Origin of the sequence: Actinomadura sp. 6N118, from assembly GCF_044326415.1 — a bacterium.
Lineage (GTDB): Bacteria > Actinomycetota > Actinomycetes > Streptosporangiales > Streptosporangiaceae > Spirillospora.
On the sequence record NZ_JBIRAZ010000014.1, the window covers coordinates 213,904 to 227,577 of the forward strand.

The 13,674-nt window shown below is 68.7% G+C and carries 11 protein-coding genes; 8 read left to right on the forward strand and 3 right to left on the reverse strand.

Features of this window, described 5'->3' with window-relative positions:
- Window positions 1-146: 146 nt before the first annotated feature.
- Entirely contained in the window at window positions 147-1,616 is a 1,470-nt protein-coding gene (hemG, locus tag ACH34W_RS33305; protein ID WP_395965117.1) for a protoporphyrinogen oxidase, read from the forward strand.
- Between the two features lie 2 nt (window positions 1,617-1,618).
- The gene (locus ACH34W_RS33310) at window positions 1,619-2,665 is read left to right on the forward strand and encodes a methyltransferase (protein WP_395965118.1); all 1,047 of its coding nucleotides are present in this window, start codon (window positions 1,619-1,621) and stop codon (window positions 2,663-2,665) included.
- A gap of 54 nt (window positions 2,666-2,719) precedes the next feature.
- Here ACH34W_RS33310 and ACH34W_RS33315 read toward each other — a convergent pair whose 3' ends face one another.
- Window positions 2,720-4,105, reverse strand: coding sequence for an NDP-hexose 2,3-dehydratase family protein (locus tag ACH34W_RS33315; RefSeq protein WP_395965119.1), 1,386 nt, complete (start codon window positions 4,103-4,105; stop codon window positions 2,720-2,722).
- A 267-nt stretch (window positions 4,106-4,372) separates the two neighbouring features.
- Here ACH34W_RS33315 and ACH34W_RS33320 point away from each other — a divergent pair, with 267 nt between their 5' ends.
- From ACH34W_RS33320 to ACH34W_RS33335, 4 genes are all read left to right on the forward strand, one after another.
- Complete coding sequence (locus ACH34W_RS33320) at window positions 4,373-5,539, forward strand: nucleotide disphospho-sugar-binding domain-containing protein (RefSeq protein ID WP_395965120.1); 1,167 nt, start codon at window positions 4,373-4,375, stop codon at window positions 5,537-5,539.
- Window positions 5,540-5,636: 97 nt separating this feature from the next.
- Window positions 5,637-6,248: a glyoxalase gene (locus ACH34W_RS33325; RefSeq protein WP_395965121.1), complete on the forward strand. Its 612-nt coding sequence runs from the start codon at window positions 5,637-5,639 to the stop codon at window positions 6,246-6,248.
- Window positions 6,249-6,358: 110 nt separating this feature from the next.
- Window positions 6,359-7,345, forward strand: coding sequence for a methyltransferase (locus ACH34W_RS33330; RefSeq protein WP_395965122.1), 987 nt, complete (start codon window positions 6,359-6,361; stop codon window positions 7,343-7,345).
- A 47-nt stretch (window positions 7,346-7,392) separates the two neighbouring features.
- Window positions 7,393-8,400, forward strand: coding sequence for a Gfo/Idh/MocA family protein (locus ACH34W_RS33335; RefSeq protein WP_395965123.1), 1,008 nt, complete (start codon window positions 7,393-7,395; stop codon window positions 8,398-8,400).
- On the opposite strand, the gene ACH34W_RS33340 is transcribed toward ACH34W_RS33335, so the two are convergent.
- Window positions 8,390-9,604 carry a DegT/DnrJ/EryC1/StrS family aminotransferase gene (locus ACH34W_RS33340; RefSeq protein ID WP_395965124.1) on the reverse strand — a complete coding sequence of 405 codons (1,215 nt, stop codon included), beginning with the start codon at window positions 9,602-9,604 and terminating at the stop codon, window positions 8,390-8,392. The genes ACH34W_RS33335 and ACH34W_RS33340 overlap by 11 nt on opposite strands.
- A gap of 16 nt (window positions 9,605-9,620) precedes the next feature.
- Complete coding sequence (locus ACH34W_RS33345; protein ID WP_395965125.1) at window positions 9,621-10,349, reverse strand: SDR family oxidoreductase; 729 nt, start codon at window positions 10,347-10,349, stop codon at window positions 9,621-9,623.
- Window positions 10,350-10,567: 218 nt separating this feature from the next.
- On the opposite strand from ACH34W_RS33345, the gene ACH34W_RS33350 reads away from it, so the two are divergent.
- Window positions 10,568-12,097, forward strand: a complete 1,530-nt coding sequence (locus ACH34W_RS33350; RefSeq protein ID WP_395965126.1) for an FAD-dependent monooxygenase — start codon at window positions 10,568-10,570, stop codon at window positions 12,095-12,097.
- Between the two features lie 51 nt (window positions 12,098-12,148).
- A complete protein-coding gene (locus ACH34W_RS33355) occupies window positions 12,149-13,672 on the forward strand; it encodes an FAD-dependent monooxygenase (protein WP_395965127.1) in 1,524 nt (507 codons plus the stop codon).
- Window positions 13,673-13,674 lie beyond the last annotated feature (2 nt).

The window sequence follows — 13,674 nt, forward strand, 5'->3', positions numbered from 1 at the left end:
CATAACAAAGCTGGACCGTCGGCCAAGGCCCATTCCACTGGTGCTCGACCGGGGTTATGGGTGCTGCTGCCAGGGTGCCGTTACACGGTTTCGACAACGGACGAGTTCGGCAAAGGACGAGGACCAGGGACGAGGGAGGGTGCGAAATGGCGGACACGGGTCAGGGGCCTGGGAGCGGGGCGCCGCATGTGGTGATCGTGGGTGGCGGTATCGCGGGCCTTGTGGCGGCGTTCCTGCTGCGAGACGAGCCGGTACGGGTGACGGTCTTTGAGGGAACGTCCAGGATCGGCGGGCAACTGGCCGTGTCGGAGGTCGCAGGTGTCGCGGTGGACGAGGGCGCGGAAGCGGTGTGGCGCCCCAAGACCGAATGGATGATCGGCGAGGCGGGGCTGGGCGACCGACTCGTCTCGGCGGACACCGCGGCCGTGGCGACGTGGACCCGGGGTGGGCTTTGGCCGCTGCCCAACGGTCATTTCATGAGCGTGCCCTCGGACATGGACGAGCTGGCCAAGTCGGGCGTGCTGTCCGATGAGGGAGTTGCCCGGGCACGGCAGGACCTCGTGCTGCCGCCGACTGACCGCAACGGGGACGTCTCGGTAGGGGCATATGTGGGCGCGCGGTTCGGCCAGGAGGTCGTGGACCGCTTGGTCGACCCGTTCCTGAACGAGATGTGTGCCGGCCGTTCGAGCGAGTTGTCGTTCGAGGCGACGCTGCTGCCGCTCGCGAAGGCGTCGCGCAAGTTCGCGTCGCTGGCCAAGGCGGCGGGGGTACTGGTACCGAAGCCGGGATCGGACATTCCCGCGCTGCACAGCGGGCTCGGCACGCTGATCGGCGGGATGGGCTCGCTGCCCGGTGCGCTGGCCGAGGCCGTGCTGCACGCCTCCCCGGACGCCGCCGTGCGGACCGGGACCCCGGTGACCGGCCTTGCGCGCGGCGAACACGGCTGGCGCGTGACGGTGGATTCGGCCGCCGGCGGAGAGCACATCGCCGCGGACGCCGTCATTCTCGCCGTCCCCGCCGGCGCCGCAAGCAAGCTGCTGGCGGGGGTTCCCGGGACCGCGCCGGTCTGTGCCGGGCTGGCCGACATCGCGTACGCGAGCGTGACGATGATCACGCTCGCCTACCCCCGGAAGGCGTTCGCGGGCGGGCCGGCGGAGCAAGGGCTAGCCGGTTACCGGGTGCCGGTGGTGGACGGGCGAACGGTCAGGTCGGTCACGTTCTCGACGGTGAAGTGGTCGCACATGGCCGACCAGGCCGACGGCGACGTGGAGATCGTGCGGTGCCAGGCAGGCGGGATCGGTGAGGACGACCTGCTGCAACGCGACGACGCCGACCTCGTGGCGCTGGCGGCGGGTGAGCTGGCCGAGGCCACCGGCGCGGCCGATGACCCGGTGGCCACACGGGTGACCCGATGGCACGACGCGCTGCCCCAGTACACCGTCGGGCACACCGACCGGATCAAACAGATCCGCGCCCAGATCGCCGACCACCCCGGCCTGGCCCTCTGCGGCTCCGCCTACGACGGAGTCGGCATCGGCATGTGCATGAACGCGGCACGCAAAGCCGCCGACCAGGTCCTCGCCCACCTCGGCACCATCCAGACGGGAAGGACATGACGATGGGCGCTCCACGAGCCGGCGCTATGCCGGGTGGAGGGGCGAACGCGGAGCCCGTGAACCGGCTGCGCGCGCTCTCCGACCTGGTGACGCCGCACGCCATCCGGGCCGCCGCGACGTTGCGGCTGGCAGATCTGATCGAAGCCGGTGCGCGGCGCCCCGCCGAGCTCGCTGAACGATGCGGGGCCGATCCGGCCGCCTTGGAACGGATGTTGCGGCACCTCGCCGCCAAAGGCGTGTTCGCGCAACCGGAGCCGGGCGTCTACGCGCTGACCGATCTGTCCCGCCTACTGCTGACCGGGCAGCGCGACGGGGGCATGACCCCTTGGCTGGACATCGACGGCGGGCTGGGCCGTTCGGACATGGCGCTCTCCGGAATGCTCCAGGTCGTCCGCACCGGACGGCCCGTGTACGAGGACCTGTTCGGGCGGACGTTCTGGGACGATCTGGAGGCCGACCCCAAGCGCAGCCGGGCGTTCGACGCGCTGATGGCGGTGCAGGTCTCGTTCGTGGCGGACGAGGTCACCACGGCGTACGACTGGTCGGACGTGGGGCACGTCGTGGACGTCGGAGGCGGAACGGGCACGCTCCTGGCCGCCCTGCTCACCAAGCACCCCGCCCTTCGGGGAACACTCGTCGACCTTCCGTCCGTCGTCGAGGCGGGACGGGCTGATCTCACCGCGGCGGGACTCTCCGACCGGTGTACCTTCTTCCCTGGAAGCTTCTTCACTCCCCTGCCGTCCTACGGAGACGTCTACGTCCTGTCGAGGGTTCTCCACGACTGGGACGACGAGGCCGCGGAGACGATCCTGCGCCGCTGCGCCGAGGCCGCGGGATCCGCGGGGCGGGTGCTGGTCATCGAGCAGCTCGTCGCCGAACAGGAGACCTCGCCGGCGACCACCGCCATGGACCTGCGGATGCTCGCCGTCATCGGCGGGCAGGAACGTTCGCTCGACCAGTACCGCACGCTCGCGGCCGCCGCGGGGCTCTCGCTGCGGGAGAACATCGTCACCGACTCGGGGCGCTCCATTCTGGAATTCACCCGCTGACCGCGGCGTCGCGGTCGACCATCGCCGCGGTTCAGCGGTGCTCATGGTCGGTGCTCATGGTCGGTGCTCATGGTCGATGTCGGCCGCGCGCGTGTTGAGGACGGCCAGCAGGGTCCGTGCCTGCACGTTGACGTAATGGCTGTGCCCGGCCAGCCAGTTCAGCTGCCCCGGGGTGATCCAGTGGTAGCCCGGCGGGGGCTGGGCTGGGGTCGTCGACTCGTCGGTCTCGACGATCAGGTAGCGGCTCTCGGCGTTGAGGAACCGGCCGCCCTCCTCGGAGTGGACCGCCGCGTAACGGGTGCGGTCGGGCGGCGCGTCCAGCATCAGGTCGAGGAAGTGCGACCGGTGCACGGTCGGCGGATCATTGTCGTTCACCGGAATGTGCTGGACGGTCGGCCCGAGCTCGGCGGTGTCGAGAAGGCCGCCTTCGGCGCGTGCGTGCGCGAGGACGTGTGGGATGCCGCCGAAGGTGCGGTACGCAAAGCCGACGACTCCGGGGCCGACCGGTTCGAAGAGCGGCTGGGTCCAGCCGGAGACCTCACGGGCGGCGCCCTCGACCCCGACCGCGACCACCCGGAAGTCCCGGTGGTCCGCGCGATGGATGGAGTGGGCGTCGCGCCGCCATCCGGACACCTGGCGCAGGGGCATGCGGCGTGCGCGGACGTCGAGGCGGGCCCGTTCCCCGGTGAACCAGGACAGCAGGTCGGTGTCGGACAGCCGCGCCCTGCGTTCGGGACGGGTCATCGACGCGCTGGCCAGCACGGTGCGCGCGTCCATGTTCACCACGTTGTCCTTGTTGAGCAGCGCGCCGAGCTGTCCGAGGGTGAGCCAGCGGAAGTCGTCGTCGACGGGCACGTCCCCGTCCACTTCGACGATCATGTTGCGGTTGCGCTTCCGGAAGAACCACGCACCGTGCTCGGACTGCAGGACGTCGGTGAGCACCCGGTCGCGATGGAGGAAGTACTCCAGGTACTTCACCTGCGCGCCTCCGTGCGCCTTGGTGTAGTTGCTGCGGGTGGCCTGCACGGTCGGGGAGAGCTGCACCAGATTGGGATTGCCGGGCTCCATCTTGGCCTGCATCAGGAAATGCAGCGTCCCGTCGAACTCCTTGGCCAGGATGCCGAGGATGCCGATCTCCGGTTGCATGATGATCGGCTGTTGCCATTCCTCGTCCGGCCGGACGACGTGCAGCCCCTCGACGGAGAAGAACCGTCCGCTGTGATGCCTCAGGTCGCCGGTGTCGTCGGCGAACGACCAGCCGTCGAGCTCGGCGAACGGGATGCGCCGCACCCGGGCCGGACGGGCCCGCGTGCGGGCGGCCAGCCAGTCCGGCACGTCACGGGTCGCCATGCCGATGCCTTCGGTGACCGCTGCGGAACGGGCCAGCCGCTCGGCGACCCCCGCACCGGAGCGCGGCCTCAGCGCCGGCCGTGCGTTCATGGAAGATCACCGGTCCTTCTGCTCGGCTTCACTTCTTCCGGCTCTTGTCGCAGCATTTGTCAGGCGAATCAGGCTAACGTCCACTGACACCTTCGCGCATCTTTCAAATTGCAAGCGCCGAGCGGGCCGTTCGACTGACGACTCGCCGCAGTTGAACGCACCCCGAACCTAAATTAGGAAGCGGCAGAATCCGCATATGACAATCCGCATATGACCGTGGGTTCCGGATCGGGACAGCGAGCAGCCACGAGAGGCATGCGAAGTGCCATGAAATTCTTGTTCACGCCGGTCGGCAGCCAGGTGACGATCTATGCCGTCGCTCCTCTCGCAACGGCCGTACGGAATGCCGGGCACGAAGTGCTCCTGGCTGCCAACGAGCCGCTCATGGAGTTCGCGGAGGCCGTTCACATTCCAGCGGTCTCCATCATGGCTGAGCCGACCCGGCACTTTGTGATGAACGGCCCCACAAAGAATGCCCGGCAAGGTCCCGAGGATCTGCGGGAGGAGATGCTGGGCATGGGCCGGGGGTTTGCCACGATGGCGTCCGCCTCGCTGGGCACACTGCTGAAGCTGGCGGAGGACTGGCCCCCCGATCTGATCGTCGGCGGCCAGATGGGCTACGCGGCAGGGCTGCTCGCCACCCATCTCAAGATCCCGTACGTCCGCCATTCCGAGTACCTCGGGCTCCCGTCCGCCGACATCGACCCGGGAGCCGAGGAGGGACTCCGGCCCGAACTGCGGCGCCTGGGGCTGGCGGCGCTGCCGGCTCCGGCGCTGTTCATCGAGGCCTGCCCGCCGTCCCTGCGGCCGCCGGACGCTCCCGGCGCGCAGCCGATGCGCTGGATCCCGAGCAACCCCCAGCGGCGCCTCGAACGGTGGATGTACACCCGTCCCAAGGGCCGCCGGCGTGTGCTGATCACCTCGGGCGGCCACTTCCGCATGCTGTCCGCCCGCTCGCTGCGGCGCCTGGTGGAGGAGTTGGCCCTGGAGGGGGTCGAGGTGCTCGTCGCGGCGCCAGGGAAGGTCGCCGAAGAATTCCGCGTGGAGCTGGGCGCGAAGGCGGTCGACGACGTCCGCATCGACTGGATGCCGTTGGACGTGGTCGCCCCTACGTGCGATCTGGTGGTGAATCACGGAGGCGCCACGACGGCCATGACCGTCATCGCCGCCGGCGCTCCGCAATTGATCTTCCCGCCGAACACCCATACCAAGGCCATCGCACAGGCTCTGACCGGTTTCGGCGCCGCCCGGACGGTGATGCCCGAACGGCAAAGGTCCGACGATGACCTCGCCGAGGTTTTCGCCGCGGGCTGCAGGGAAATCTTGTTCGAGCCGTTGTACGCCCAGCGGGCGCGTGCCCTCGCCGGGGAAAATGCCGATCTTCCGGCACCCTCCGAGATGGTGCGAAGGATGGAGGTGCTGGCCGCCACATAGATGGCATCGTGCATAGCGAAATCGTGCACAGCGAAAATGACCGCATCGATCAGGAACGGAGAAGCGCGGGCACCACGCCGCGCCTAACGTGACCACCATGGCTTCCGTCGAATTCGTCACACTTCAGGTGGCCGACACCACGGCCGCCAAGCGCTTCTACACAACCGCCCTCGATATGGACACCCTGGTGCGCCTTGAGGCTTCGGACGCACCGACGAGCGGCTTCCGCGGATTCACGATGTCGCTCATCGTGTCCCAGCCCGCCAACGCCAACGCCATCATCGACGCCGCGCTCGCGGCCGACGCCACGTCCCTGCAGCCGCCCAAGAAGTCGCTGTGGGGTTACGGCGGCGCCTTCCAGGCCCCGGACGGGGCCGTCTGGACGGTCGCGTCCTCCTCGAAGAAGGACTCCGGCCCGGCCAGCCGGGAGATCGACGAGGTCGTTCTCCAGCTGGGAGTCGACGACGTCGGCGCGAGCAAGAAGTTCTACACCGAGCAGGGGTTCGAGGTGACAAAGAGCTACGGCAGCAAGTACGTCGAGTTCGCACCTCCGTCGAGCCCCATCAAGCTGTCGCTCTACAAGCGCAAGGCCCTCGCCAAGGTCGCCAGCGTCGATCCCCAGGGCACCGGATCGCACCGGCTCCTCATCGGGAGCGATGCCGGGCCCTTCACCGACCCTGACGGCTATGAGTGGATGGCTTCCAAGTAACCCGTTCGACAGGTATTTCACGCGGTGTGGACGCGGCCGGGCGGAGCCTGTCCTCCGTCCGGGCCACCCAGCCATCCGTCCAGTCAGGCCGACGACCCGGGAGGCAGCACGTGTCGGACAAGGTGGATCTCTGGGCGCTGAGCGACTTGGCGACCCCCTGGTGCATACGCGTAGCGGTGACCCTCGGCGTCGCCGAGCACCTGGCACGGGGGGTCACAAAGATCGACGAACTGGCCCGGGCGGCGGACTGTGACGCCGACTCGCTGGCCAGGGTGTTGCGTCACCTGGTGGACAAGGGCGTCTTCGAGGAAACCGCCGACGGGGAGTTCGCACTCAATGAGGCGGCCCGTGTCCTCGTGGAGCCCGGCCCGTTGCGCGGCAATCTCCATCTCGACGGCTGGGGCGGCAGGATCGCCGGTGCGTGGAGCGGCCTGCTCGACGCCGTCCGTACGGGCCGCCCCACCTATGAGCAGGTCTTCGGACTCCCCTACTGGGAGGACCTGGACGCCAATCCCGGCCTCTCAGCCAGCTACGACGCGCAGATGAAAGACGGCGGCCGCAGCGTTCCGGACCCCGCCGCGCTGGTCGACGACGACTGGGAGAACGTCCACCACGTCGTCGATGTCGGCGGTGGCACCGGTGCACTGCTGGCCGAGACCCTGCGGGCCCATCCCCACGTTCGCGGCACGCTCGTGGACCTCCCCCGCACGGTGGCCCGGTCGGGCGAGGTCTTCACGTCCGCGGGGGTGGCCGACCGTGTCGCCGTCAGCGGACAGAGCTTCTTCGATCCGCTCCCCGCCGGGGCCGACGTCTACCTGCTCACGCGCCTGCTCCTGGACTGGCCCGACGAGCCGGCGACCACGCTGCTGGCCCGGTGCGCCGAAGCCGCCGCTCCGCACGGCCGCGTCGTCGTGGACGGCGGCGTCTCCCCCGGGCACACGCCCGCCAAGGGCGGTCTGATGGTGATGATGCTGACCGGTGGCAGGACGCGAAACCTCGACCAGTTCGGCGCCCTGGCGGCGAAGGCGGGTCTGGCGGTGGCGGCGTCCGGCGACGCGCCGTCCGGCCGTTTCATCGTCGAATGCCGTCCAGCCTGACCCGTAGAAGAATCTCCACGACCTGACGACCTGGAAGCGGCAACCGCATGCGATCTGTGATCCGTATGGGAGTCCTCGGGTGCGCGAGCATCGCGCTCCGCAGGGTCATGCCGGCCATGAAAGAGGCCGGGAACATCGAGCTGAACGCCGTCGCGAGCCGCGATCCCGCCAAGGCACGCGAGGTCGCCCGGCAATTCGGCTGCGCCGCGGCCGACGGGTACGACGACCTGCTCGAACGGGCGGACGTCGACGCGGTCTACATCCCGCTGCCGGCCGGCCTTCACGCGTACTGGACGAGCCGGGCGCTGGCCGCCGGAAGGCACGTGCTCGTGGAGAAGCCTCTCACCTGCGACCACGACACCGCTCTCGCCCTGGTGGATCAGGCCAGGAACGCCGGGCTGTGGCTGATGGAGAACTTCATGTTCCTCCACCACAGCCAGCACAGAAAGGTCAGCGACCTCATCGCCGACGGCCGGATCGGCGACCTCCACGTGTTCACCGCACGCTTCGGCATCCCCCCGCGAGACGCGGCCGACATCCGATACCAGCCCGAGCTGGGCGGTGGCGCCCTGCTGGACGTGGGGGTCTACCCGATCCGCGCCGCCTCCCATTTCCTCGGCGCCGGCCTTGAGGTCGTCGGCTCGGTGCTGCGCCTGCACCCGGCGCATGGCATCGACGTGGCCGGCCATGCCCTGCTGTGCACGCCTTCAGGTGTCACGGCCGAGTTGTCCTTCGGCTTCGAGCACGCCTACCGATCCTGCTACTCGCTCTGGGGCGATCACGCCCGGCTCACCCTGGACCGGGCGTTCACCCCGCCCCCGACGTCGGCTCCGGTGGTCCGCATCGAGTCCTCGGGCCAGACCGAGGAGCTCTCCCTTCCCCCCGATCACCAGTTCAAGAACATCACCGAATCCTTCGCCCGTTCGATCCTCCAGGACGCGGACTACGCCCCCCACGCCGAAGCGATCACACGCCAGGCCGCGCTGGTCGACCAGGTGCGCGCCAAGGCGGGACTCGACCAGGTGCAGGCCAAGGCGGGACTGATCAGCGCCTGAACGAGGGCACACGATCTCCCATGCGCCGGAACCGGTCGGTCACCTGCCGGCCCGAGGTGAGAGCGCACCGCACGATCTCGCAGATTCGGCGGACGTCTTCTCCGGAAACAGCGGGCCCGGTCGGCAGGATGAGCACCTGTTCCGCCAGGCGCTCGGTGTGCGGCAGTTCGACGGGACGCTCCGAGCGGTACGGCTCAAGCTGGTGACAGGCGGGTGAGAAATAACGTTGCGCGACAACGTTCTCCGCTTGGAGCACCTGCATCAGCAGGTCCCGATGGACACCGGAGCCCGCTTCGTCGATCGTGACCACCACGTACTGGTAGTTGGGGCTCTCGTCCTCGTCGAAGGGGACGATCGAGGCACCGTCCAGCCCGAGCAACTCGGACCGGTAGAGGAGGTGGTTCGCGCGGTTGTGCCGTACGGTCTCGTCGAACGCCTCAAGGGAGGTCAGCCCCATCGCCGCAGCGGCCTCGTTCATCTTGGCGTTGGTGCCGACGCGCTCGATGCGGCCGCCGGGCCCAGAACCGAAGGTGCGCAGTGATCGAAGGTACTGCGCGAGGCCGTCGTCGTCGGTCACGATGGCGCCGCCCTCGAAGCTGTTCACCACCTTCGTCGCGTGGAAGCTGAACACCTCCGCGGCACCGAAGCCTCCGATGCACCGGCCCCGGTAGGCGCAGCCCAGCGCGTGCGCCGCGTCGAAGACCACCCTCAGGCCGTGCCCGGCCCCCGTTTTCTCCAGCTCGTCGATGGGACTGGGCCGTCCCCACAAGTGAACGCCGACCACGCCGGAAGTCCGGGAGGTCACCGCGGCCTCCGCCTCCCGTGGGTCGAGGCATCCGGTCGCGGGATCGATGTCGCAGAACACCGGCGTGAGCCCCAGCATCCGGGCGGAGTGCACCGTGGCCACATAGGTCATCGAGGGCATGATGACTTCGCCGGACAGTTCCGTGGCCATATAGAGCAGTTGCAGGGCCACGGTCGCGTTGCAGGTGGCCACGCAGTTGCGCACCTGGGCCAGTTCGGCCACCCGTTCCTCGAACTCCCGGACCAGCGCGCCGTTGGTGAGCCACTGGTTGTCCAGCGCCTGGTTCAGCCGATCGAAGAAACGGGACCGGTCACCTGTGCTCGGCCGCCCCACACAGAGCGGCTGTGCGAATGTCGCGGGCCCGCCGAAAACGGCGAGGTCGTCGATTTTCTGCTTCACGACGGAGCTCCATTCGCTACCACGGAACGTCCCCGTCCTCGGACAGATACGCCCCCGACGGCCCGGCATCGTCCAGCAGGGCCAGCCGGACCGCGATCACGGCGCCCTCCGCGGGGGTGCGTTGACCACGATGGTGGTTGATGTCGGTGGCCACCGATCCGGGGTTGGCCGCGTTCACTTTGATCGGCGTCCCCCGCAGCTCCTTCGCGTACGCGATGGTGACGGCGTTCAACGCCGTCTTCGAGGACTGGTAGGCGATCATGTTGAGATTCGCGAACGGGGAACGCGGATCGGCGTTCAGGGTCAGCGATCCCACGTGGCTGGACATGTTGACGATCCGTCCGGCGTCCGAGCGGCGCAGCAGCGGCAACATCGCGTTGGTGACCGACACCACGCCGAAGACGTTGGTCTCGTACACCTCCCGCAGGTCGTCGGTGGTCGCCTCGCTGGGCGCCCCGGTGAAGCCGCCGGCGATGCCCGCGTTGTTCACCAGGATGTCCAGACGGCCGTAGTGCCGCTCGATCTGGACCGCGGCGTCGGCGATCGAGGCCGGGTCCGTCACGTCGATCCGCACCGGCGCCGCGGCGATGCCCAGGCCCGCCAGCGTGTCGGCGGCGGCCTTGCCGCGCACCTCGTCCCGGGCGCCGACGAGCACCACGCTCCCCTGTTCGCCCAACTGCCGTGCTATCTCGAATCCAATGCCTTTGTTGGCGCCCGTGATCAGCGCGATCTTCTCCACCGGCACGTCGGGAGGCCCCTTTCCTGCACGAGCGGGATAACAGACCGATGAGACATTGTTTCACTTCGCACTACATAACCCCAGGGGCGTTCAACTGCGCCAAACCTGCAACCGATCAGCAGTCACTCGAACAAGCTCACGCAATTCATCGTATTGAACCTGAACACGATGGAGCGTAGTTTGACGATGCAATTCTCATGGCGCAGCTCGTGGAAGGCCAGAGAATGAATAATGACGTGATGGTCGTCGGAGCAGGACCCGTCGGTTTGATGGTGGCCGGTGAATTGCGCCTGGGCGGGGTGGATGTCACCGTCCTGGACAAGCTGGCCGCCCCCACGGGGGAATCGCGCGCTCTCGGCTTCAACAGGCGGGCCGCCGAGTCGCTGGACCAGCGCGGGCTGCTCACCCGGCTGGGCGACTTCATGTGGGGCCGGATGGGACACTTCGGCGGCGTCCGCTTCGACCTCGACATGCTGGACGAGGATCACAGCGGTGTGCTGGGTCTCTCCCAGGCAAGGACCGAGGAGATGCTCGGAGATTGGCTGGCCGAGCTCGGCGTGCCGGTGCGGCGCGGTTACGAGGTGACGGGCCTCCGCGAGACGCCGGACGGCGTCACGGTGGCCTTCGACGGGCCGGAGGGCCGCGGCGAGGAGCACGCCGGGTACCTGGTCGGCTGCGACGGCCCGCAGAGCACCGTCCGTGAGCTGGCCGGCATTCGCGCTCCCGGCTGGGAATCCACGCGGGGCATGTACACCGCGGAGATCGCCGGGGTGAGGCTGCGCCCCCGCCCCATCGGCGAACGCCTTCCCGGCGGCAACATGGTGCTCTGCACTCCCCAGGGAGAAGGCCGCTACCGCATCGTCATCCACGACAAGAGCCTGCCCGCTGACCCCGATCCCGGTGCGCTGACGTTCGAGCAGGTCGCCGACGCGTGGCAGCGGCTCACCGGGGAGTCCGTCCACCACGCGCAACCGCTGTGGTTGTGGGCCTGTGGAAACGCGGCCGGGCTGGCTGAGGAGTACCGGCGCGGCCGGGCGTTCCTGGCCGGCGACGCCGCGCACCCGATACCGCCGCTGGCCGCATGGGGGCTCAGCGCGGGCCTGCTGGACGCGGTGAACCTCGGCTGGAAGCTCGCCGCGACGATCAACGGCTGGGCACCCGACGGCCTGCTCGACACCTACCACGCCGAACGCCACCCCATCGGGCGGCAACTGATGAGCAACGTGCAGGCGGCGTCAATGTTGTACCTCGGCGACGCTGAAATGGATCCTGTCCGCGAACTGATCGGCGAGCTGGTCTCCCACAAAGACGCCGCAAGCCACCTAGCCGGAATGCTCAGCGGACTAGGCATCCGCTACGACATGACCCCAGACCGCCACGACATGGCCCCCGCCGACCATCCTCACCCCGGCCACCTCGGCCAACGCATGCCACCCGACCACCAACTCACCCTCCCCAATGGAACCAACACCCGAATCGGCGACCTACTCCACAACGGCCACGGCCTCCTCATAACCACCAACAACAACACAGACCACATCCAGAAATGCGCCCAAAACTGGGCCGACCGAATCGACATCATCACCGCCACATGGCACCCCCACCAACACCCCACACCCGACGCCACCCTCATCCGCCCCGACGGCTACATCGCCTGGACCACCCCCGACACCCACCAGCACCTCACCCACGCACTCACCCAATGGTTCGGCACCGCACGAACCCTGGCCACCGCTCAGCCAGCCGACCGCTGAGCGGCCGCACGGTCCCGCACACACCGCAACCGACCGAACAGGAGTGCAGGCATGACAACGGACGTGATAGTGGTCGGCGCGGGTCCGGTCGGGCTGATGCTGGCCGGTGAGCTGCGCCTGGGCGGCGTCGACGTCGTGGTCTACGAGAAGCTGCCCGTTCCGCCCCGGGAGTCGCGCGGCGCCAGCTTCACCCGGCGCACGGCCGAGTGCTTCGATCAGCGAGGGCTGCTGGGCAGGCTCGGCGAGGTGGAACCCGCCGACAGTCATCTCGGCGGTGTGCGGATCGACCTCACCAAGGCCGAGGAAGATCATTCCGGTGTCCGGGGAGTCTCCCAGTTCCGCACCGAGCGGATGCTGGAAGGCTGGGCGGGCGAGCTCGGGGTACCGGTGCGGCGCGGTTACGAGGTGACCGGCTTCCGCGAGACGCCGGACGGCGTCACCGTCACCTTCGACGGGCCCGAGGGCCCCGGCGCGGACACCGCCAGGTACCTGGTCGGCTGCGACGGGGGGCGCAGCGCCGTCCGCAAGCTGGCCGGCATCGATTTCACGGGCTCGGCGCCCAGGCGGGGTTTCTACACGGCCGACGTCACCGGGATCGAAACCCGCCGTCGGCTCACCCCCGAGAACCTGCCGGGCGGCAGCATGGTCCTGTCGATGGACCTGGAGAACGGCGTCACCAGGGTGGTCGTGCACGAGAAGGGCATGGCGCCACGGGACCGGGACTCACTCAGCTACACCGAGCTCGCGGACGCGTGGCAGCGGCTCACCGGCGAATCCATCCATCACGCGCGATGCCGCTGGCTGAGCTGCTTCACCGATGCCTCCAGGGTGGCCGCCGAATACCGGCGCGGCCGGGTGTTCCTGGCCGGCGACGCCGCACACGTGCAGCCTCCCGCCATGGCTCAGGGGCTGAGCGTGGGCGTGCAAGACGCGGTGAACCTCGGCTGGAAGCTCGCCGCGACGATCAACGGCTGGGCACCCGACGGCCTGCTCGACACCTACCACGCCGAACGCCACCCCATCGGGCGGCAACTGGCGCGCAACGCCCGCGCGGCGATCGAGCTGCGTCTCACTGGCGAGGAGATGGATCCTGTCCGCGAACTGATCGGCGAGCTGGTCTCCCACAAAGACGCCGCAAGCCACCTAGCCGGAATGCTCAGCGGACTAGGCATCCGCTACGACATGACCCCCGACCGCCACGAGATGGCCCCCGTCGAGCACCCCCACCTCGGCGGCCTCGGCCACCTCGGAAAACGCATGCCACCCAATCACCAACTCACCCTGCCCAACGGCACTCACACCAGAATCGCCGACGTCCTCCACACCGCCCGAGGCCTCCTTATCATCACCAACAACACCCACCACATCCACAAACAAGCCCAAAACTGGACCGACCGAATCGACATCATCATCGCCACATGGCACCCCCACCAACACCCCACACCCGACGCCACCCTCATCCGCCCCGACGGCTACATCGCCTGGACCACCCCCGACACCCACCAGCACCTCACCCACGCACTCACCCAATGGTTCGGCACCGCACGAACCCTGGCCACCTCACCATCCGTGTAGAT

What these genes read in the sequence shown, in the direction of transcription:
- hemG (WP_395965117.1), top strand. Translation starts at nt 147, where the DNA reads ATGGCGGACACGGGTCAGGGGCCTGGGAGCGGGGCGCCGCATGTGGTG.
- ACH34W_RS33310 (WP_395965118.1), top strand. Translation starts at nt 1,619, where the DNA reads ATGGGCGCTCCACGAGCCGGCGCTATGCCGGGTGGAGGGGCGAACGCG.
- ACH34W_RS33315 (WP_395965119.1), bottom strand. Translation starts at nt 4,105, where the DNA reads ATGAACGCACGGCCGGCGCTGAGGCCGCGCTCCGGTGCGGGGGTCGCC.
- ACH34W_RS33320 (WP_395965120.1), top strand. Translation starts at nt 4,373, where the DNA reads ATGAAATTCTTGTTCACGCCGGTCGGCAGCCAGGTGACGATCTATGCC.
- ACH34W_RS33325 (WP_395965121.1), top strand. Translation starts at nt 5,637, where the DNA reads ATGGCTTCCGTCGAATTCGTCACACTTCAGGTGGCCGACACCACGGCC.
- ACH34W_RS33335 (WP_395965123.1), top strand. Translation starts at nt 7,393, where the DNA reads ATGCGATCTGTGATCCGTATGGGAGTCCTCGGGTGCGCGAGCATCGCG.
- ACH34W_RS33350 (WP_395965126.1), top strand. Translation starts at nt 10,568, where the DNA reads ATGAATAATGACGTGATGGTCGTCGGAGCAGGACCCGTCGGTTTGATG.
- ACH34W_RS33355 (WP_395965127.1), top strand. Translation starts at nt 12,149, where the DNA reads ATGACAACGGACGTGATAGTGGTCGGCGCGGGTCCGGTCGGGCTGATG.